Annotated in this window: 13 protein-coding genes and 5 pseudogenes; 9 read left to right on the top strand and 9 right to left on the bottom strand. The window is 67.4% G+C overall.

Annotation, left to right across the window (positions count from 1 at the left end; all coding sequences use genetic code 11):
* Positions 1-104: 104 nt before the first annotated feature.
* Positions 105-677, top strand: a pseudogene (locus tag OR16_RS15625) (chromate transporter); the annotation flags it as partial.
* 119 nt (positions 678-796) lie between these two features.
* A complete protein-coding gene (locus tag OR16_RS15620) occupies positions 797-1,327 on the top strand; it encodes a chromate transporter (RefSeq protein ID WP_006158918.1) in 531 nt (176 codons plus the stop codon).
* Positions 1,328-1,609: 282 nt separating this feature from the next.
* Here OR16_RS15620 and OR16_RS15615 read toward each other — a convergent pair whose 3' ends face one another.
* Positions 1,610-3,442 carry an ABC transporter ATP-binding protein gene (locus OR16_RS15615; protein WP_006158917.1) on the bottom strand — a complete coding sequence of 611 codons (1,833 nt, stop codon included), beginning with the start codon at positions 3,440-3,442 and terminating at the stop codon, positions 1,610-1,612.
* Positions 3,443-3,807: 365 nt separating this feature from the next.
* Between OR16_RS15615 and hutU the strand changes: the two genes are divergently transcribed.
* The 5 genes and pseudogenes from hutU to OR16_RS15590 all read left to right on the top strand — a co-directional run.
* The gene (gene hutU, locus OR16_RS15610) at positions 3,808-5,493 is read left to right on the top strand and encodes a urocanate hydratase (RefSeq protein ID WP_006158916.1); all 1,686 of its coding nucleotides are present in this window, start codon (positions 3,808-3,810) and stop codon (positions 5,491-5,493) included.
* A gap of 8 nt (positions 5,494-5,501) precedes the next feature.
* A complete protein-coding gene (gene hutH, locus OR16_RS15605; RefSeq protein ID WP_006158915.1) occupies positions 5,502-7,028 on the top strand; it encodes a histidine ammonia-lyase in 1,527 nt (508 codons plus the stop codon).
* Between the two features lie 76 nt (positions 7,029-7,104).
* A complete protein-coding gene (locus OR16_RS15600) occupies positions 7,105-8,508 on the top strand; it encodes an amino acid permease (protein ID WP_006158914.1) in 1,404 nt (467 codons plus the stop codon).
* A 152-nt stretch (positions 8,509-8,660) separates the two neighbouring features.
* Complete coding sequence (locus OR16_RS15595) at positions 8,661-9,968, top strand: MFS transporter (RefSeq protein ID WP_006158913.1); 1,308 nt, start codon at positions 8,661-8,663, stop codon at positions 9,966-9,968.
* Positions 9,965-10,582, top strand: a pseudogene (locus tag OR16_RS15590) (arginase family protein); the annotation flags it as partial. The gene OR16_RS15595 and the pseudogene OR16_RS15590, both read left to right, overlap by 4 nt.
* Before the next feature lie 133 nt (positions 10,583-10,715).
* On the opposite strand, the gene OR16_RS15585 reads toward OR16_RS15590, so the two are convergent.
* On the bottom strand, positions 10,716-12,392 hold the full coding sequence (locus tag OR16_RS15585; protein ID WP_006158911.1) for an L-lactate permease: 1,677 nt from the start codon (positions 12,390-12,392) through the stop codon (positions 10,716-10,718).
* A 379-nt stretch (positions 12,393-12,771) separates the two neighbouring features.
* Here OR16_RS15585 and OR16_RS15580 point away from each other — a divergent pair, with 379 nt between their 5' ends.
* Entirely contained in the window at positions 12,772-13,425 is a 654-nt protein-coding gene (locus OR16_RS15580) for a LysE family translocator (RefSeq protein WP_006158910.1), read from the top strand.
* Between the two features lie 40 nt (positions 13,426-13,465).
* Here the strand turns inward: OR16_RS15580 and OR16_RS15575 are convergent, their stop codons facing one another.
* The 7 genes and pseudogenes from OR16_RS15575 to OR16_RS15545 form a co-directional block, all read right to left on the bottom strand.
* Positions 13,466-14,110 (bottom strand): glutathione S-transferase family protein, encoded by a 645-nt coding sequence (locus tag OR16_RS15575; protein WP_006158909.1) that lies wholly within the window; start codon positions 14,108-14,110, stop codon positions 13,466-13,468.
* Between the two features lie 156 nt (positions 14,111-14,266).
* Positions 14,267-15,454 (bottom strand): PLP-dependent aminotransferase family protein, encoded by a 1,188-nt coding sequence (locus OR16_RS15570; protein WP_006158908.1) that lies wholly within the window; start codon positions 15,452-15,454, stop codon positions 14,267-14,269.
* A gap of 230 nt (positions 15,455-15,684) precedes the next feature.
* Positions 15,685-16,143, bottom strand: a complete 459-nt coding sequence (locus OR16_RS15565; protein WP_006158907.1) for a RidA family protein — start codon at positions 16,141-16,143, stop codon at positions 15,685-15,687.
* A gap of 11 nt (positions 16,144-16,154) precedes the next feature.
* Positions 16,155-17,091 (bottom strand): annotated as a pseudogene (locus OR16_RS15560) (DMT family transporter).
* 79 nt (positions 17,092-17,170) lie between these two features.
* Complete coding sequence (locus OR16_RS15555) at positions 17,171-17,809, bottom strand: LysE family translocator (RefSeq protein WP_006158906.1); 639 nt, start codon at positions 17,807-17,809, stop codon at positions 17,171-17,173.
* A 17-nt stretch (positions 17,810-17,826) separates the two neighbouring features.
* A pseudogene (locus OR16_RS15550) lies at positions 17,827-18,541 on the bottom strand (alanyl-tRNA editing protein).
* A 71-nt stretch (positions 18,542-18,612) separates the two neighbouring features.
* The gene (locus OR16_RS15545; protein WP_006158903.1) at positions 18,613-19,296 is read right to left on the bottom strand and encodes a VOC family protein; all 684 of its coding nucleotides are present in this window, start codon (positions 19,294-19,296) and stop codon (positions 18,613-18,615) included.
* Positions 19,297-19,494: 198 nt separating this feature from the next.
* On the opposite strand from OR16_RS15545, the pseudogene OR16_RS15540 reads away from it, so the two are divergent.
* Positions 19,495-20,780 (top strand): annotated as a pseudogene (locus tag OR16_RS15540) (PLP-dependent aminotransferase family protein).
* Positions 20,781-20,927: the final 147 nt, after the last annotated feature.

Raw genomic sequence — 20,927 nt, 5'->3', positions numbered from 1 at the left:
CCAAACTGGCCCTGCGCGACAATGCGCGGGGCTTTTTTCTTTACCGCGCATGGCGCAACGCTCGGGTGCCGTCCCGAGCGGCCATGTCTCTCCCGTTACAAGCGATGCCAGTTACTCCTTCCCCCGCCGGCGACGATCCGATGGTAGCGCTAGCACCCCCGCCCACACCGCGGCGCCTGTTCATCGAATTTGCCCGCATGGGGCTCTCAGGCTTCGGCGGTGTGCTGCCGTTCGTGCGGCGCGCCGTGGTGGACCGCAACCGCTGGCTTGGCGACCGCGATTTCGTCGAGCTGCTCAGCCTCGGGCAGGTGCTGCCCGGCCCCAACGTGATCAACCTCGCGCTGATGCTGGGCCTGCGCTTTGCCGGACTGCGCGGCGCGCTGGCGGCCTTCGCGGGGCTGGTGATGGTGCCGATGGTGGGCGTGCTGGCGCTGATGCTGCTGTATGAGCACTACCGCGACGTGGCGGCGGTGCAGCGCATGCTGACGGGCATGACGGCAGTGTCGGCGGGCCTGGTGTTGTCGACCGGCTTCAAGCTGGCGCAAAGCCAGCCGCGCACCGTGCGCGGGTTGATGATCGGCGGCGCGGCGTTTGCCGGCATCGGGCTGCTGCGCTGGCCGCTGGTGCCGGTGATGGCGGTGCTGGTGCCGATGGGCCTGGTGCTGGAGTGGCGCAGCGAGCAACTGGCGCGGCGCGCGCATGCGCCACTGGCGCCGGCTGCGATCGATGCGCCCGCCATGCCGTCCAGCGATGATGGCATCGATGCCGTGCCCCCCGAGGCCAAGGAGCCGCGCCAATGAGCTCGCCCAACGTGCTTTCCAGCCTGCTCACGCATTTCCTGCTGCTCTCGTTCCTTGCCATCGGCGGGGCCAGCACCACCATCCCCGACATGCATCGCTTCCTGGTGGAGTCGAACGCCTGGATGAGCGACGCGCAGTTCTCTGCCATGTACGCCATCTCGCAGGCCGCGCCTGGGCCAAACATCTTGTTCGTTGCCCTGTTCGGCTGGCAGGTGGCGGGTCTGGCCGGCGCCATCGTCGGCATGATTGGCATTTGCGGGCCCTCCAGCGTGATTGCGCTTGGTTTCGAGTATTTCGCCGGCCGCTCGCCGCAGGCGCGCTGGCCCGGCCTGATCCGGCGCGGCCTTGCCACGCTGACCATCGGCCTGCTGTTTTCCACCGGCTGGATCCTTGCCGCGAGCGTGGATCACCGCTGGACCGCGGTGGCGGTGACCGTGGTTACTATCGGGTTGATGTTGAAGACGAAGGTGCATCCGCTGGTGCTGGTGGCGTTGGGGGCTGGGGCGGGGGTGATGGGGTTGGTTTGAGCCTGATAGTGGATGGATGATGCGGTGTTGGCTGTTGGGGCCAAGAGCCTCCATGCTGGGGTCTTTCGCTGTTTTTTTGAGCGGCGATGGTTTTTGCACCCAAGAGCCGTACGACATCCCCCTGCGGGGGCTGCCGGTCACTTTTCTTTGGGGATGTCGTATGGCTCTTGGGTTCAACAGCCATCGCCGCTCAAAAAAACAGCGAAAGACCCGAGCATGGAGGCACTTGGGCCCAAAAACCACAACCGCCAGCATCAATCCCGAGCCCCCAACCAACCCGCTCTATTCCACCCCCACAAACCCCCCAGTCTGATGCGCCCACAGCCGTGCATAAAGCCCCCCATGCGCCAGCAACTCCGCATGCGTCCCGCTCTCGGCAATCCGTCCATCCTGCAGCACCACCAGCCGGTCCATGCGCGCGATGGTCGAGAGCCTATGCGCGATGGCGATCACGGTCTTGCCCTGCATCAGTGTCTCCAGGTTCTCCTGGATGGCGGCTTCCACCTCGGAGTCCAGTGCCGAGGTGGCTTCGTCCAGGATCAGGATTGGCGCGTTCTTCAGCAGCACGCGCGCCACCGCGATACGCTGGCGCTGCCCGCCCGATAGCTTCACGCCGCGCTCGCCCACCTGGGCATCCAGGCCCGTCGCGCCATGCGCGTCGCGCAAACGCGGAATGAACTCGCCGGCATGCGCGTCGTCCGCTGCCGCAAGCAGCTCGGCCTCGCTGGCGCCGGGCCGGCCGTAGCGCAGGTTGTCGCGGATCGATCGGTGCAGCAGCGAGGTATCCTGGGTCACCATGCCGATCTGTGCGCGCAGGCTTTCCTGCGTCACGCCGGCGATGTCCTGGCCGTCGATCAGGATGCGTCCTTGCTCCACGTCGTACAGCCGCAGCAGCAGGTTGACCAGCGTCGACTTGCCGGCGCCGGACGGGCCGACCAGGCCGATCTTCTCGCCGGGGCGCACCACCAGATCGATGTTCTCGATCACGCCCGAGCCCTTGCCGTAGTGAAAGCCCACGCCTTCGAAGCGCACCTCTGCGCGCGTGACGCGCAGCGCCTGCGCGTTGCCGCGATCGCCGACCGTGCGTGGCACGGCGATGGTCTGCAGGCCATCCTGCACCTGGCCGATATTCTCGAAGATGCCGCTGATCACCCACATGATCCAGCCCGACATGCTGACGATGCGGATCACTAGTCCGGTCGACAGCGCAATCGCGCCGACGCTGACATGGCCCTGGCTCCATAGCCACAGCGCCAGCCCGGTGGTGCCGGCGATCAGCAGGCCATTGAGCGAGGTCACGGTGAAATCCATGGCGCTGACCATGCGCCCGGACAGGCGCGCCTTGTCGGTCAGGTCGGCCATGGCTTCGCGCGCGTAGTCTTCTTCATGGCGCGTGTGGGCGAACAGCTTGAGCGTGGTGATATTGGTATAGCCGTCGACGATGCGCCCCATCAGCCGCGAGCGCGCGCCGGTGGCGGCTACCGAGCGCGCTTTCACGCGTGGCGTGAAGTACAGCATGGCGCTCACGTAGCAGGCGATCCACGCCACGAGCGGAATCATCAGGCGCCAGTCGGCTTGCGCGAACAGGTAGAGGGAGCTGGCCGCGTAGATCAACACATGCCAGATTGCATCCACGGCCTGCACCGCTGAATCGCGCAGCGAGAAGCCGGTCTGCATGATGCGCTGCGCGATGCGCCCGGCAAAGTCGTTCTGGAAAAACGACAGGCTCTGCTTGAGCACGTAGCGGTGATTCTGCCAGCGCACCAGGTTGCCCAGGCTCGGGTTGATGACCTGGTGCACGAGGATGTCGTGCAGGCCGTTGAAGAACGGACGCAGCAGCAGCGCCACCACCGCCATCCACGCCAGCTCGACGCGGTGGCGCGCGAAGAAATCGGCGGGCGGCGTTGCTTGCGCCAGGTCGACCAGGCGGCCGAGAAAGCCGAACAGCGAGACTTCGATCAGCGCGCCAGCCAGCCCCACGCACAGGAGCAGCGCAAAGACCGGCCATACCTCCCGCAGGTAATAGGCGTAGAAGCGCCAGATCTGGCCGGGCGGCTGGGTGTCGGGGAGGGCGCGGAACGGGTCGATCAGCCGTTCCAGGAAACGCATCAGCATGGGAGTCCAGGGGTTCTGCGGCGACCGCCTCGTCCGGGACGCCGGCGTGCTCGCAAGGGCCGTATCGATGCCAAGGGCATGCGGCGGGTCAGGAGCATGATACCGCGCTTGCGTATCGCGGATTTCCGTGCCCGTGGCAGGGGGGGGGGGCGTCCATGTCGCGGTACTTGGCGGCGTGCTCGAAGCGACAAGCACTTTCCGTCACCTTCGTCATTCAAGTAATGACGGCGGCACTTTTTCGTCCATGTCTGAGGCTTGTCTCCGGGAATACCCCAATTTATCTATGCTTGTATATACAACACTATACATACCTAGCATGGCTGAACAGACCGGTTCGAGCCGGCCTACTGACCCAAGGAATTCCCGTGAGCAACACCGACCGCTTTCGCGATGTAGAGATCCGCGCCCCGCGCGGTAGCCAACTGAATGCCAAGAGCTGGCAGACCGAAGCGCCGCTGCGCATGTTGATGAACAACCTCGACCCGGAAGTGGCGGAGAACCCCAAGGAACTGGTGGTGTACGGCGGCATCGGCCGCGCCGCGCGCAACTGGGCGTGCTACGACAAGATCGTCGAGACGCTCAAGACGCTGAACGACGACGAGACCCTGCTGGTGCAGTCCGGCAAACCGGTTGGCGTGTTCAAGACCCACAGCAACGCCCCGCGCGTGCTGATCGCCAACTCCAACCTGGTGCCGCACTGGGCCACCTGGGAACACTTCAACGAGCTCGATGCCAAGGGCCTGGCCATGTACGGCCAGATGACCGCCGGCAGCTGGATCTATATCGGCAGCCAGGGCATCGTGCAGGGCACCTACGAGACCTTCGTCGAAGCCGGGCGCCAGCACTACGACGGCAACCTCAAGGGCCGCTGGGTGCTGACCGCCGGCCTGGGCGGCATGGGCGGCGCGCAGCCGCTGGCCGCCACGCTGGCCGGCGCCTGCTCGCTGAACATCGAATGCCAGCAGGTCAGCATCGATTTCCGCCTGCGCACGCGCTATGTCGACGAGCAGGCCACCGACCTCGATGACGCGCTGGCCCGCATTGCCAAGTACACCGCCGAGGGACGCGCCGTATCCATCGCGCTGTGCGCCAACGCCGCCGAAGTGCTGCCCGAACTGGTGCGCCGCGGCGTGCGCCCGGACATGGTCACCGACCAGACCAGCGCGCACGATCCGCTCAACGGCTACCTGCCGGTGGGCTGGACCTGGGGCCAGTACCGCGACCGCGCGCAGACCGAGCCGGCCCGCGTGGTCAAGGCCGCCAAGCAGTCGATGGCGCAGCATGTGCAAGCCATGCTGGATTTCCAGAAGATGGGCGTGCCCACCTTCGACTATGGCAACAACATCCGCCAGATGGCCAAGGAAGAGGGCGTGGCGAACGCCTTCGATTTCCCCGGCTTCGTGCCGGCCTACATCCGCCCGCTGTTTTGCCGCGGCATCGGCCCGTTCCGCTGGGCCGCGCTGTCGGGCGACGCGCAGGATATCTACAAGACCGACGCCAAGGTCAAGGAGCTGATCCCCGACGACGCGCACCTGCACCGCTGGCTGGACATGGCGCGTGAGCGCATCAGCTTCCAGGGCCTGCCGGCGCGTATCTGCTGGGTTGGCCTGGGCCTGCGCGCCAAGCTCGGCCTGGCCTTCAACGAGATGGTCCGCAGTGGCGAATTGTCGGCGCCGGTGGTGATCGGCCGCGACCACCTCGACTCCGGCTCGGTCGCCAGCCCCAACCGCGAAACGGAGAGCATGCAGGACGGCTCCGATGCGGTCTCCGACTGGCCGCTGCTCAACGCGCTGCTCAACACCGCGAGCGGCGCGACCTGGGTTTCGCTGCACCATGGCGGCGGCGTCGGCATGGGCTTTTCGCAGCATTCCGGCGTGGTGATCGTGTGCGACGGCACCGACGAGGCCGCCGCGCGCATTGCCCGCGTGCTGCACAACGATCCCGCCACCGGCGTGATGCGCCATGCGGATGCCGGCTACGACATCGCCATCGACTGTGCACGAGAGCAGGGCCTGAACCTGCCGATGATCAACTCCAAGAAGGGCTCCTGAACGTGAACATGCTTAACCTGAAACCCGGTCAACTGACCCTGGCGCAACTGCGCCAGGCCTATCTGCAGCCGCTGCGCGTGAGCCTGGATGCGGGGGCCGCCGAGGCCATCGCCGCCAGCGTGGCCTGCGTCGAGAGCATCGTCGCCGAAGGCCGCAGCGCCTACGGCATCAATACCGGCTTCGGCCTGCTGGCGCAGACCCGCATCGCCCGCGAGGACCTGGAGAACCTGCAGCGTTCGCTGGTGCTGTCGCACGCCGCCGGCGTGGGCGAGCCGCTCGACGACGCCATGGTGCGGCTGATCATGCTGCTCAAGATCAACAGCCTGGCGCGCGGCTTCTCCGGCATCCGCCGCAAGGTGATCGACGCGCTGATTGCCCTGGTCAATGCCGAGGTCTATCCGCATATCCCGCTCAAGGGTTCGGTGGGCGCCTCCGGCGACCTGGCGCCGCTGGCGCATATGTCGCTGGTGCTGCTGGGCGAAAGCCGTGCCCGCTACCAGGGCGAATGGCTGCCGGCGCGCCAGGCGCTGGCCCGCGCCGGCCTGGAGCCGCTGACCCTGGCGGCCAAGGAGGGCCTGGCCCTGCTCAACGGCACCCAGGTGTCCACCGCCTACGCGCTGCGCGGCCTGTTCGAGGCCGAGGACTTGTTTGCCGCCGCCACCGTCTGCGGCAGCCTCAGCGTGGAAGCCATGCTTGGCTCGCGCGCGCCGTTCGACGCGCGCATCCATGCGGTGCGTGGCCAGCGCGGCCAGATCGACGCGGCCGCGGCCTACCGCGATCTGCTGACCGATACCAGCGAACTGGCGCGCTCGCACGAGCAGTGCGACAAGGTGCAGGATCCCTACTCGCTGCGCTGCCAGCCGCAGGTGATGGGTGCCTGCCTGACCCAGCTGCGGCAAGCCGCCGAGGTCCTTGGCGTGGAGGCCAACGCGGTCTCGGACAACCCGCTGGTGTTCGCCGCCGAGGGCGACGTGATTTCGGGCGGTAATTTCCACGCCGAGCCGGTGGCGATGGCGGCCGACAACCTGGCGCTGGCGATCGCCGAGATCGGCTCGCTGTCCGAGCGCCGCATCTCGCTGATGATGGATCGCCACATGTCGCAGCTGCCGCCCTTCCTGGTGGCCAACGGCGGCGTCAACTCGGGCTTCATGATTGCCCAGGTCACGGCGGCGGCGCTGGCCAGCGACAACAAGGCGCTGGCTCATCCGCACAGCGTCGACAGCCTGCCGACCTCGGCCAACCAGGAGGACCACGTGTCGATGGCGCCGAATGCCGGCAAGCGCCTGTGGCCGATGGCCGAGAACGTGCGCGGCATCCTGGCCGTGGAGTGGCTGGGCGCCTGCCAAGGCCTGGACTTCCGCGAAGGGCTGAAGAGCTCGCCCAAGCTGGAGCAGGCACGCAGCCTGCTGCGCGCGGAGGTGGCCTACTACGAGAAGGACCGCTTCTTCGCGCCGGATATCGAGACGGCAAGCCGCCTGCTGGCGGGCGGCACGCTGAATGCGCTGTTGCCGGCGCGACTGCTGCCCAGCCACTGAGGCAGTGGCCACGACGCCCGGGGCCGGCCGCCGCCAGCGCCCGGGCGCGACAGAATAATGATTCGGAGACAAAGAAATGCAAGAGCAGTCGCAAGGCCTGCAGCGTAGCCTCGGCGCGCGCCATATCCGCTTTATGGCGCTGGGGTCCGCCATCGGCACAGGACTTTTCTACGGCTCGGCCTCGGCCATCCAGGCCGCAGGCCCGGCGGTGCTGCTGGCCTACCTGATCGGCGGCGCCGCGGTCTACATGGTGATGCGCGCGCTGGGGGAGATGGCCGTGCGCAACCCCGTGGCTGGCTCCTTCGGCCAGTACGCCAGCACCGGCCTGGGGCCGCTGGCGGGCTTCCTGCTTGGCTGGACCTACGCCTTCGAGATGATCATCGTCTGCCTGGCGGATGTGACCGCCTTCGGCATCTACATGGGCTTCTGGTTTCCGGACGTGCCGCGCTGGATCTGGGTGCTCGGCATCGTGTTCGTGATCGGCGGCCTCAACCTGCTCAGCGTCAAGGTCTTCGGCGAACTGGAGTTCTGGCTGTCGCTGATGAAGGTCGGGGCCATCGTCGCGATGATCGGCGGCGGCGTTGCCATCATGCTGTTCGGTTTCGGCATGGCTGACGGTGGCGTCGCTACCGGCATCCACAACCTGTGGGCGCACGGCGGTTTCATGCCCAATGGCATTGCCGGCGTGATCGCCTCGTTCGCCGTGGTGATGTTCGCCTTTGGCGGCATCGAGATCATCGGCATCACGGCGGGCGAAGCGCGCGACCCGGAGCGTGTGATTCCGCGCGCGATCAACGCGGTGCCGCTGCGCATCCTGCTGTTCTACGTACTGACGCTGGCGGTGCTGATGTCGCTCTATCCCTGGCATCGCATCGGCAGCGAGGGCAGCCCCTTCGTGCAGATCTTCAGCCGGCTGGGCATCGGCTCGGCCGCCGCCGTGCTTAACATCGTGGTGATCTCCGCCGCCGTGTCCGCCATCAACAGCGACATCTTCGGCGCCGGGCGCATGTTGTACGGCATGGCGGTGCAACGGCAGGCGCCGCGCGTGTTCGCGCGCGTGTCGCGCAACGGCGTGCCCTGGATGACGGTGGTGGTGATGGCGTTCGCCTTGCTGGCCGGCGTGGTGTTGAACTACCTGATGCCCGAGGACGTGTTTCTGCTGATTGCCTCTATCGCCACCTTCGCAACGGTCTGGGTGTGGCTGATGATCCTGCTGTCGCAGGTCGCCTTGCGCCGACGCATGAGCCGCGCCGAGGTGGCTGCGCTGAAGTTCCCCGTACCGTTCTGGCCGGTGGCGCCGCTCGCCGCGATCGCCTTCATGCTCTTCATCTTTGGCGTGCTCGGCTGGTTCCCGCAGACCCGCGCGGCGCTGCTGGTGGGGGCGGTGTGGCTGTTGTTGCTGGTGGTGGCGTGGTGGTGCTGGGTGCGGCCGCGCGGTGACGTGCCGGGCATGGCGGCACCGGCTCAGGCCGCTGACTGAGGCACGCGCTGGCCTGCTGGCGTCGCCAGGCCGCTCTCCAACTTGATGCGATGGCGACCGCCGCTGCGGCGCCAGACGCGCCACGCCATGCCGTGCTGCGGCCCACCGTCCGCCCGCGGACGGCCAGGATATCCTTGCTTCGGAGTTACATCATGTCCATTGAAAACACAGTCTCCGGCGTTGCCGCGGTGCAAGACGCCACGCACCAGCCGCTGTCCAGGTTCAAGTCCATCGCCGCCATCACCATCGGCAACGGCCTGGAGTTCTACGACTTCGTGGTCTACAGCTTCTTTGCCACGCTGATCGGCCGCCTGTACTTCCCGGTGTCCGATCCCACGGGGCAGTTGCTGCTGTCCTTTGCGACCTTTGGCGTCGGTTTCCTGATGCGTCCGCTGGGCGGCCTGCTGATTGGCATGTACGCCGACCGCGCCGGGCGCAAGCCGGCGGTGGCGCTCACGCTTTGGCTGATGGGCCTGAGCTCGATCATCTTCGTGGTGACGCCAACTTATGCCCAGGTCGGCATGCTCGCGCCGATCATGATCCTGCTTGCGCGGCTGGTGCAAGGCTTCGCCATCGGCGGCGAGATGGGTGCTTCCACGGCGCTGCTGCTGGAATATGCCGATGGCCGCTCCCGCGGCTTCTACACCAGCTGGCAGCCGTTCAGCCAGGGGCTCGCGGCGCTGTTCGGCGCGCTTGTCGGCCTGTTCCTGAGTAATGTGCTGGAGCCGGCCGCGCTGGAAGCCTGGGGCTGGCGCGCGGCGTTCGTGATCGGCATCCTGGTGATTCCGGTGGGCCTGGTGATTCGCCGCCGCCTGGAAGAAACCGCGCCGGCCGCCACGGCATCGGAGAGCGGGTCCACCATGCAACTGCTGCGCGAGCACCGCCGCGCGCTGGTGGCCAGCATCCTGCTGATGATCGGGGTCGCCTCGTCGACTTACATCGTGGTGTACTACCTCAGCAACTATGCGGTCAGCCAGCTGCATATGCCGCTGTCGCTGGGTATCTGGGCCGCTTGCGTGGCCGCTGCCGTGCAGGTCGTGCTGTCGCCGTTCGCCGGCTGGCTGAGCGACCGCCTGGGCCGCCGCCCGGTGGTGCTGTGGTCCCGCGTCGCGTTGCTGCTGATGATCTATCCCGCCTTCGTGCTGATCAATGCCGAGCCCAGCCTGACACGCTTGCTGGTGGTGGTGGGCTGCCTTTCGGTGCCGATGTCGATGACCTCGCCCGCGTCGATGGTGCTGGTGAGCGAGGTGCTGCCCCAGCGCATGCGCGCCACCGGCCTGTCGATTGCCTACTGCGTGGCGATTGCGATCTTCGGCGGCTTCGCGCAGTTCTTCTCGACCGAGCTGATCCATCTCACCGCGAACCCCAACGCGCCCGCGTTCTACGTGATCGGCTGCGGCCTGGTCTCGCTGATCGGCCTGGCGATGGTGCCGGAAACCCTCGGCCGCCGCCTGTCATGAGCGCGAGGGACCCGGTAGTGCAGGACGGCGCGCCGAGCAGCGTCTGGCGCGGCCGCAGCGATGCGGGCGAGCTGGGTGACACGCGCCGGCTGTTCGATGTCGTGCGCACGCAAGGCGCCGAACGCGTGCCAGGCGCACCCGTGCTGTTGGGCTTTTGCTGCGACGCCGGCGTGCTGCGCAACCAGGGCCGTCCCGGCGCCGCCGGCGGCCCGCGCGAAATCCGCCGCGCGCTGGCCGGCATCCCGGCCCACGGCCTGGACCTTTTTCAGGATGCGGGCGACGTAGTCTGCGACGATGGCGATCTCGAGGCCGCGCAGCAAGCGTTGGCGCAAGCGGTCGCGGCCGAACTGGCGCGGGGCGCTTTCCCGCTGGTGCTCGGCGGCGGCCACGAGATCGCCTGGGGCACCTGGCAAGGGCTGCGCGCGCATCTCGATGCGCGTGGCGACCACGGCCGCGTGCTGGTGGTCAACCTCGATGCGCACTTTGACCTGCGCACCGGCCGTCCCGGCAGCTCGGGCACGCCGTTCGACCAGATCGCGCAAGCCTGCCACGAGCGCGGACAGCGCTTCGAGTACGCCTGCCTGGGCTCTATGACCGCGACGCCTGCGGCGCTCGGGCCGCGGCGCGGCTGGCTTACCGGTTGATGGCCTGAGTGCCGTAGTCATTGTCATCGTCATCGTCATTGCCGCAAAGGAGCGCCCCGCGCTTGAAGGGTGGGGTTTTTTCTTGGCAGTGCGGCATGGCCGCCTAGTGAATCACCATCTGCGTGAACGGATGCACATAGGCTTGCAGCGTAATGAACAGCCCCACCAGAATCGCCAGCGCGATCGAGTGGAAAAACACATAGCGCAGGATATCGCCCTCGTGCCCGTACCACTTGGTGGCGGTGGATGCCACCACGATGGACTGCGCATCGATCATCTTGCCCATCACGCCGCCTGAACTGTTGGCCGACGCCATCAGGATCGGCGATAGGCCCAGTTGCTCGGCCGTGGTTTTCTGCAGGCCGCCAAAGAGCACGTTGGAGGCGGTGTCGGAGCCGGTCAGCGCCACGCCCAGCCAGCCCAGCATGGTGCCGAATAGCGGGTAGAGCACGCCGGTGTGGGCAAACGCCAGCCCCATCGTGGCATCCAGGCCAGAGTAGCGGGTCAGGTAGCCGATGCCGAACATCGCGCAGATGGTCAGCAGCGAGTACTTCACCAGCTTGATGGTTTCCCAGTATTCCTTGATCAGGCGCGGTACCGAATAGCCCATCAGCAAGCCGCCCAGCACGGCCGACGCCAGGATGCCGGTGCCCGCCATCGACAGCACGTTGAAGTTGAACACGGCGGCTTCGGCGATTTCCTTGGGCACCACCGGCGGTACCTTGAGCACCGCCTTGTCGAGTCCGGGAATCGGGTACTTGAATTGCCACAAGCCGTCCATCAGCTTCTTGAATTCCGGGACGCCCCAGACGAAGACAAAGACTGTCAGGATCACCCACGGCATCCAGGCCTTGACCACCGAGATGCCGACGGAAGCCGCATTGGCGCGCGCTTCGGCAGCCACGGCTGCGGGGTCGTCGACCTTGGAGTCGTCATGGCGGCCCAGGATCCTGGTGGAGGTCCAGATTTCCTTGGGCTTCCAGACCTTCAGGAACAGCGTGAGGCAGCCCATCGAGACCAGCGCGGCAATCACGTCCACCAGCCAGGGACCGTGATAGTTCGACACCAGGAACTGCGGCACGGCAAAGGTGACGCCGGCCACCAGGATCGCCGGCCAGATCGCCAGCATGCCGCGGAAACCGGCGAACGCCCAGATCAGCCAGAACGGCACCAGCACCGAGAAGAATGGCAGCTGGCGGCCGACCATCGCCGAGAGGTGCAGCAGGTCCAAGCCAGTGACCGAGGCCAGCCCGATCAGCGGTGCGCCCAGTGCGCCGTAGGCCACCGGCGCGGTATTGGCGATCAGCGCCAGGCCGGAGGCGGCCAGCGGCGAGAAGCCCAAGCCGATCAGGATGGCGCCGGTGACTGCCACCGGCGTGCCGAAGCCGGCCGCACCCTCAAAGAAGGCGCCGAAGCTGAAGGCGACAAGCAGCAGTTGCAGGCGGCGGTCTTCGGTGATGCCGGAGATGGAGTTCTGCAGCACCTTGAAGGAGCCGTTGATCGTGGTCAGCCGGTGCAGGAAGATGATGTTCAGCACGATCCAGCCGATCGGGAACAGGCCCGACACGATGCCTAGGCCGGCGGCCTTGCCCGCCATCTCGGCCGGCATGCCGAACACGGCGGCAGCGATGATCACGCCGACCACCAGCGCCAGCCCGGCGGCCAGGTGAGCCTGCAAATGAAAGAATGCCAGCGAAGCCAGCAGTACGGCGACAGGGATGCCGGCAGCTAGCGTTGACAACGCCATGCTGCCTAGCGGGTCATAGACTTGACTCCACACGATGAATCCTCCTCGGGTTGGGGCGACAGGTTTATTTTCTATTAGGCCCGGCCTGCCGTTTTGTCTTATGTCCGGGCGCGCCTCGGCAACGATACGACCGGCAAATTCCGGATTCTAAGGACGGGTTCCCGCCGCACTACCCTAAATCCAGTCACCATCATCGTGAGCCGGATTCATGGATCAGGGTTTGCCTGGGGGCAGGTTGCCGCACTCGCCGCTTCGTAGGCAGAGTACTCCAATCCACTCGATACGCAAATGCGTGCCGGCCTGGCCTGTGGTGGCAGAATGTGCCGGTCGTCCATGCGTGCCCCGGCGCTCCCGGGAAAACCGGCCAGCCTGGCATGACGGATGGCGTTTTCGCTTCCAAAGGAGTATTGCCATGCATCACATCCTGCCCGGCGGTCCCGTGCTTGCCGCTTTCCTGCTGTCCAGCCTGTTGCTCGCGGTGACGCCGGGGCCGGCTGTGATCTATATCGTCGCGCGCACGCTGGCGCAAGGCAGGCTTGCTGGCCTGGCTTCGGTAGCGGCGGTGGTACTGGGCAACCTGGTCAATGTGCTGGCGGCCGCGCTGGGGCTGGCGGCGCTGTTCGCGGTGTCGTCGCTGGCCTTTGCCGTGATGAAATACGCCGGCGCGGCCTACCTGGTCTATCTCGGGCTGCGTGCGCTGCGCACGCGGCCGGCGGCTGCCGCGCAGGCAGCCCCCGCTGCTGGCGGCGCCGGGCTGCGGCGGGTGTTTCGCGATGGCTTTGTGGTGGCCTTGTTCAACCCCAAGACCACCTTGTTCTTCGCCGCCTTCCTGCCGCAGTTCATGGATCCCGCCATCGCGGCGCTGCCGCAGAGCGTGGCCCTGGGCGGCACCTTCGTCCTGATCGCGGCCACCACCGATTGCTGCTATGTGCTGGCCGCGGCGGCGTTGTTGCCGCTGCTCTCGCGCGCCAGGGGGGCGCAGGCCGTGGGCCGCTACCTGACGGGCGGCGCGCTGATCGGGCTGGGGGTGCTGGCCGCGGTGTCGGGCGGGCACAACAGCAAGTAAATCAGCAAGCCAATAAATAGCAAGGGCGTAAGGGGGCGGCTCAGACCAGCGGCAGCGTCAGGATGGTGCGGGCCGCAGGCCGTGCCCGCATGGCCGCTGCCCAGCGTTCGAGGTGCGGCCGGGGCTGGTGCGTCACCGGCAGGCCCAGCCAGCGGTGGGCGGCGCAGGCAACCGGGATGTCGGCCATGGTGAAGCGGTCGCCGCAGATGAATTCGCGCTGTGCCAGGGCTTCGTCGAGCCGGGCCGCGAGCGGTTCGGTGCGTTCCAGGGAGCGGGCGATCAGGTCGGGGTCGCGCTGCGCGGCGGGCAGCCGCACCAGGTGACGGAACGCGTCGACCATGGCCGGGCTGAAGGCATTGGTCTGCCAGTCCATCCAGCGGTCGGCCTGCGCGCGGGCCTTGACGTTGCCAGGCCACAGGCTGTCTTCCCCGTCGTGCGCACAAAGGTAGCGCACGATGGCGTTGGACTCCCACAGCACAAAGGGCTCGCCGCCCACGTCGGTGCCGCGGAAATCCTCGATCACTGGAATGCTGCGGTCGGGATTGAGCCGGACATAGGCCTCGGTGTCGAGGTCGCCCTCGCTGATGCCAATGTCGATGCGTTCGTGATCCAGGTGCAGCTCGCGCGCGCACCAGACCACTTTCTGCACGTTGATCGATGAGAGCCGACCCCAGATACGCAGCACGAAAACCTTCTCCTTGAGGCGAAGGGCCGCGCATGCTGGCGTTCGCCAGTGTTCACGGCCCGGACTGACAGGTGATGGCCGTTATCTTGCCATGAAGCCCGCCAGCCCGGTATCAGCTGGGAGACGTATACGCCGTATACGCGTCACGCGTGTCGCTCAAGCGGCCTTGGCTTGCGGCGCGCACTTGGCGATGGCTTCGCGGAACAGCGTGCCGAGGATGGCGACGCCTTGTTCGATGCGCTCCGGCGCCACCGTGACAAAGGCCAGGCGCAGCGCATTGCGGCGCGGGTTGCTGGCGTAGAACGGTGCGCCCGGCACATAGGCCACATTGCGCCTGACAGCTTCGGGCAGGATTTCCATGCTGTCCAGGCCTTCGGGCAGCTCCATCCAGATGAACATGCCGCCTTCCGGTGCATTCCAGGTCACGCCTTGCGGCATGTGGCGCTTGAGCGAGTCCAGCATGGCCTGGCATTGCGCCGCGTAGAGCGTGCGGATGGTGGGGATATGCGAGTCCAGCAGGCCATCGCGCACCACCTCATAGGCAAGGCGCTGGGTGAAGCTGGGCGTATGCAGGTCCGACGCCTGCTTGGCCTGGCACAGCTTGAAGTGCAACTCGGGCGGGGCGATCACAAAGCCCAGGCGCAGGCCGGGGGCCAGGATCTTGGAGAACGAGCCCATGTAGATCACGCCGTCGGGGTTCATCGACAGCAGGCTTGGCAACTGGTCGCCGCTATAGCTCAGTTCGCCGTAGGGATCGTCCTCGACCAGCAGCACGCCGAGCTCGCGGGCGCGGGCCACCAGGGCCTGGCGGCGCGCCAGCGGCATGCGCCGTCCGGTGGGGTTCTGGAAGTTGGGCAGGGCGTAGAGGAAGCGCGCGCCGGCGGTCAGCTCGGGCGTGAGAGACTCCGGCAGCAGGCTCTTGTCGTCGCCCGGCACCGAGACGAACTCCGGTTCGAACAGCGAGAAGGCTTGCAGCGCGCCGAGGTAGCTCGGGGTTTCCACCAGCACCGGGCTGCCCGGGTCGATCAGGACCTTGGCGATCAGGTCCAGCGCCTGCTGCGAGCCGGTGGTGATCAGCACGCGTTCCACGTCCACATGGTGGCGCTTGGCGATGAATTCGCGCAGCGGCATGTAGCCCTCGGTGGCGGCGTACTGCAGGGCGGCTTGCGGGTTGTCGGCGAAGATCCGGGCCACCGCCTGTTCCATGGCCGCTACCGGGAATGTGGCCGGCGACGGCAGGCCACCGGCGAAGGAAATAACTTCCGGACGCTCGGTCACTTTCAGGATTTCGCGGATAGCCGAGCTGGTCAGCTGTTGCGCCCGGCGGGAGATGGCCCAGTTCATGATGTTCTCTTGGTGTATGGGGAGTCGAGTGCGCTCGACTTGGTCAACGATAAAAAGCGGCGCCCCGGTCGGCGTGGACGAACGCTGCGGCTCGCCTTCCAGTACAGCGGGGTGTGCCCTTTAGTGCACTAGCAATCGGTAAGACACGCGGCAAGATACATGCCTTCAGCTTGTCAGGGCAGGGAGCGCACGCGGGGATCGCGGGCTCCCTTGCCTTGCTTCAATTCAAGTCACTTCACCTCGACGATCATCTCGATCTCGACGCAGGCGCCCAACGGGATCTGCGCTACGCCAAAGGCGCTGCGCGCATGCTTGCCGGCGTCGCCGAAGATCTCCGCCAGCAGCTCCGAGGCGCCGTTGGTCACCAGGTGCTGCTCGGTGAAGTCCTCGGTGGAGTTGACCAGGCTCATCACCTTGACGATGCGGGTGACGCGGTTCAGGTCGCCGCCAAGGTGGGTATTGAGCGTGGCCAGCAGGTCCACGGCGATGGCGCGCGCGGCGACCTTGCCGTCTTCGGTGCCCAGGTCCTTGCCCAGCTTGCCTACCCACGGCTTGCCGTCCTTGCGGGCGATGTGGCCCGAAAGGAACACGGTGTTGCCGGTTTGCGCGGCCATGACGTAGGCGGCGGCCGGTGCGCCAGCGGTTGGCAGTTCGATGCCGAGGCGGGCAAGGGTGTCATAGACGGACATAGGGTCTCCAGTCAGTGGGATCGGCCCATAGGGGCAGGGTGGGGTTCTTCGGTGGCGGGCGCGGGCACGGGGCTCGCGGGGGCGCTGCGCACGGCGGTGCGGCGGCCCAGGGCTACCACGCCGATCACCGCCACCGCAAAAGCGAGCGTGACGGCATCGAGCGGCTCGGCCAGCAGCAGGGCGCCGCCCGCCAGTGTGAGGAACGGTTGCAGCAATTGTATCTGCCCGACGCGCGCCACGCCGCCTTTTGCGAGCCCGGCGTACCAGAACAGGAAGCCGATGAACATCGAGAATACGGAAACATAGCCCATGCCGAGCCAGGCGCGTGGCGAGGCGGCGGCGATCTGGCCGGCGTGCGCAAGCCCAAGCCAGGCCACCACCGGCACCAGCAGCGGCAGCGCCACCGCCAGCGCCCAGCTGATGGTTTCCAGCCCGCCAAGCTCGCGCGACAGCTTGCCGCCCTCGGCATAGCCCAGCGCGCCCAGCACCATCGCCGCGAACAGCAGCCAGTCGGCATGTTGCAGCCCGCCCGCGCCCTGCCACAGGGCAAAGGCGATCACCAGGGCGCTGCCGACGGCGGCCGACAGCCAGAACGCCGGCGACGGCCGCTCGCGGCCGAACCAGGCGGCGAAGACCGCCGTGGCAAGGGGCAGCAGGCCGGTGATGATGGCGCCATGGCCGGCCGGCACTTCACGCATGGCCAGCGAGGAAAACAGCGGAAAACCTACCACCACGCCCAGCGAGGTCACCCCCAGGCGCCACCACTGCCCGCCCCGGGGAGCGCGCGCGGGCGAACGCGCCGCGCTGCCACAGCAGTACCAGCGCCAGCAGCGCCGCGGCCACTGCGCGGCCGAGCGCGACGAAGGTGGCGTCCAGCTCCGCCACCGCCATGCGCGTGAAGGGCAAGGTCTGGCTGAACACGGCCACGCCGATAAAGCCGAGCAGCATGCCGCCGCTGTGGCCGGCGTGGATGGCATGGACATGCGGGAGCGGGGCGGGTTTGGCAGCCATGTCGTTTGCGTTTGATTTAGTGCAGGGAGGGGCGGCCGGCCAGCGCGATCCACAGCGCGGTGAGCGCCAGCGCCAGGCCCATTGCGCGGTTGAACCAACGGATGCGGTGGCCCGCCTGCAGCCATTGCCGCAGCGTGGCGCCGATCACGCCGTACACGCCATTGCTGACAAAGCCAAACGCGCCGAACACCACGCACACCAGCAGGGCCCGATGCACCGGCGACTGGGCGCCGGCCATATATGAGGCGGCCGTCGCCAGCGCCAGCATCCATGCCTTGATATTGGCGTACTGCAGCACGGCCGATTGCCACACCGACAGCGGGCGCGGCACCTGCTTGTCCGACAGCACGGTGCTGCGCGCCAGCTTGAGCGCCAGCCACAGCAGGTAGAGCACGCCGGCGGCATGCACCAGCAGCGCTAGCGCCGGGCTGGCCAGGATCAGGGCGCCAACGCCCGCCGCGCACAGCGCCAGGATGCTGGCAAAGCCGAACGCCACGCCCACGCAGTGCGGCAGCGTGGCGCGCAGGCCAAAGTTGGCGCCCGTGACCGCGGCAATCGTCGTGTTGGGGCCGGGCGTGAAGGCGCCGACTGCCATCAGCGACAGCAGCGCGGCGAACTGGGCGGCCGACAGCCCGGTGAGCAGAGCGGGATCCATGTATCGTCCTGCCCCTCTCACGCAGCGAACTGCACGACCACGCGCCGGTTGGTGCGGCTCTTCTTCTCGATCTTGGTCACCAGCACGGCGCCGATCTCGCTGGTGGCCGCCACATGGGTGCCGCCGCAAGGCTGGCGGTCCACGCCGGGGATGTCGATGATGCGGATGACGCCGCTGCCCGCGGGCGGCGCGGCGCCCACCGTGCGCACCAGCTCGGGCTGCGCGGCGAGTTGCTCGGACGTGATGCGCTCCACCTGCACGCGGCTGTCGGCGCCGATCAGCGCATTGAGCTGCTCGGTGAGCACGGCCTTGTGGGGGTAATTCCGGCAGGTCGAAGTCGATGCGCGCCGAGTCGGGCGAGATGCCGCAGCCGGTCACCGGCACCGGGATCAGCGAGCCCAGCAGGTGCAGGCAGGTATGCAGCCGCATCAGCCGGTGGCGGCGCTCCCAGTCGATCGTCACGGCAACGATGTCGCCCGCCTCCGGCAGCGCCGCACCCGGCGCCGGCACGTGCAGGATATGGCTGCGGTCCGGGGCATACACGGTTTCCAGCAGTCCGATGGTGGCGCCGTTGGCCAGCTTGAGCGTGCCGGTATCTCCCGCCTGGCCGCCGCTGCGCGCGTAGCACACGGTCTGGTCGAGCTCAATGCCGTCAGCGTGCACGGCTACCACGGTGGCGGTGCAGCTGCCGAGATAGGCGTCGTCGTCGAAGCGTTTGCGGGTGGCGGACATCAAAGGGTCTCCTTGGCGGTTGTTCTTGTGGTTGCAGCGTTCTTTGTGCCTTGCGGCGTGCGGCGCCCGGTTCAGCGCAGCGTGCGCACGCCGTCGGGTGTTTCTATCTCGGCGCTCAGTTCCGCGAGGGTGGATGCCTCCAGGGTGAGCGGACAACCGCCCAGCCATTGCGTGGCCTCGGCCAGCCTGGCCGCGTGCGGATGGCGTGCGCGCAGGGCGCGTAGCGCCAGCCCCTGGTTGGGCAGCCGCGATGATGGATGGGTCGATACATCCCATTGAATCAGCGTGGGGAGGACGCCGTCACCCGGAGTCGCGGCGCCATGCGCATCGTCGGCCGGCCAGGAGGGCAGGCTGCCGTTCTCCGGCACGGTGATGCGCCAGCGCAGGTCGCCACGGCTCATCGGGATGACCGGCGCGATGCGCGTGGGGTACTGCGCCTGCCACAGGGACAGGTCGGTAGGCCGCTCCACCCGGGCAACCCAATGCATCAGGAAGGGCCCATGCCGCAACCGGGCCTGTACCGCCTCGGTGTCCAGGCCAAACCAGCGCGGCCGCGCAGGGGCGGGTGCTTCGGGGTCGATGGCGATCACCTCCAGGTAGATGCCGCCGAACAGGCCGAGCAGGCGATTGTGCGTGCCCATGCCGGGGTGGGCGCCGCCCGGCTGGGGCATGACGCCCAACGCGTCGGCGACATGCTGCGCCCCCGCGTCAAGCGTGGGGGCGGCGATCACGAGATGGTCGAGGGCTATCGTCATTGTGTGTTGATGGTAGACAAGGTTGTCGGTACAGTACCGATACAGTTATGCAGAACATTCTCAGTACAGTCGCGGGAGCAAGGCATGAACAGCAGGGAACCGGTTGCGCCAGGGCTCAAGGATAAAGGAGCCGGGGCAGGCAAGCAGGAGGGCGCGGCTATCCAGGCTGGCGAGGGAGTGCGTTCGCTGCGTCTGGTCATGCCGCCCCCCACCGAGCGCATGCCCGACCCGGTGCCCTCGGCGCAGATGACGCTGGTGGAGCAGCTGACCGAATGGGCGCGGCTGCGCATCGACGAGCGGGTTTTCCGCGCTGGCATGCGCATGCCCTCGATCCGCCAGCTCGCGCAGGAAAAGGGCATCTCGCGCTTCACCGTGGTCGAGGCCTATGAGCGGCTGGTGGCGCTGGGCTACCTCGAGTCCCGCCGTGGCTCGGGATTCTATGTGCGCGAGCGCACGCCGCAGGTGGCGGCGGTAGCCCCGGTGTCGACCGGCGCGCGCAACATCGACGTGACCTGGCTGCTGCGCAGCATGTTCCACTCGACCGAGCCGCATAAATCGCCCGGGATGGGCTTCCTGCCCAACGACTGGCTCGACGGCGACCTGATCGCTAGCGCGTTGCGCGGGCTGGGCCGCCAGCCGGGCGGCCACTTTCTCGCCAGTGGCACGCCGCAGGGCTTCTTGCCGCTGCGCCAGCAACTGCGCAATCGCCTGGCCGAACTGGAGATCGGCGCTACCCCCGAGCAGATCGTGCTCACCTCCGGCATTACCCAGGCGCTCGACCTGATTGCCCGGCTCTACCTGCGCGCGGGCGACGCCGTGCTGGTGGGCGACCCGGCGTGGTTCGTCATGTTTGGCCGCTTCGCGGCCCAGGGCGCGCAGTTGATCGGCATGCCCTACACCGCCGAGGGCCCGGACCTGGAGGCGCTGGAGCGCATCCTGCAGGCGCGCCGCCCACGCCTGATGGTGATCAACTCGGTGCTGCACAACCCCACCGGCACCTCGCTCTCGGCCGCCAAGGCCTTCCAGCTGCTGCGCCTCGCCGAGCAGTACGACCTGCTGATTTTATCGCCGCCCATCCGGAGCTGGTGGCCAGCCTGACCGACAGCAAGCTGCTGGCGGGCCTGGCCTCGCCGGAGATCAACGAGCGCGTGCTGTACAAGGTGCTGACCGAAGGCCATTACCGCAAGCACGTGGAGCGCGTGCGCAACCGGCTCGACCGTGCCCGCGACGAGACGCGGCGCACCATCGAGCGGATGGGCCTGTCGCTCTTTCCGGGCCAGCACGCGGGCATGTACCTGTGGGCGGACACCGGGCGCGACACCAACGCCATCGCCGTCGCCGGGCACGAGGAGGGCTACCTGTTTGCCCCCGGCAGCCTGTTTTCGCCGTCGCAGATGCCGTCCGGCTGGATGCGCTTCAATGTGGCCAGCAGCCAGGACCCCGCCATGCTGGCCTTCCTGGCGCGCCAGCTGGAGCGGCGCTAGCCGGGGCATGCCTTGAAAACCGGCCGGATGCCCCTATGTTTCGGGTCACCGGCCTGGCGCCGGCCTGCAGCCCCCCGGGCGCCGGCCCGCCACATTGCCTAGATTCCCGAATCAGCCAAGTTAGCCAAGATTGTTAAGAGGAGAACC

The sequence above is a fragment of the Cupriavidus basilensis OR16 genome (assembly GCF_000243095.1).
GTDB classification, from domain to species: domain Bacteria; phylum Pseudomonadota; class Gammaproteobacteria; order Burkholderiales; family Burkholderiaceae; genus Cupriavidus; species Cupriavidus basilensis_D.
This window is presented reverse-complemented; position numbering and strand designations above follow the sequence as displayed.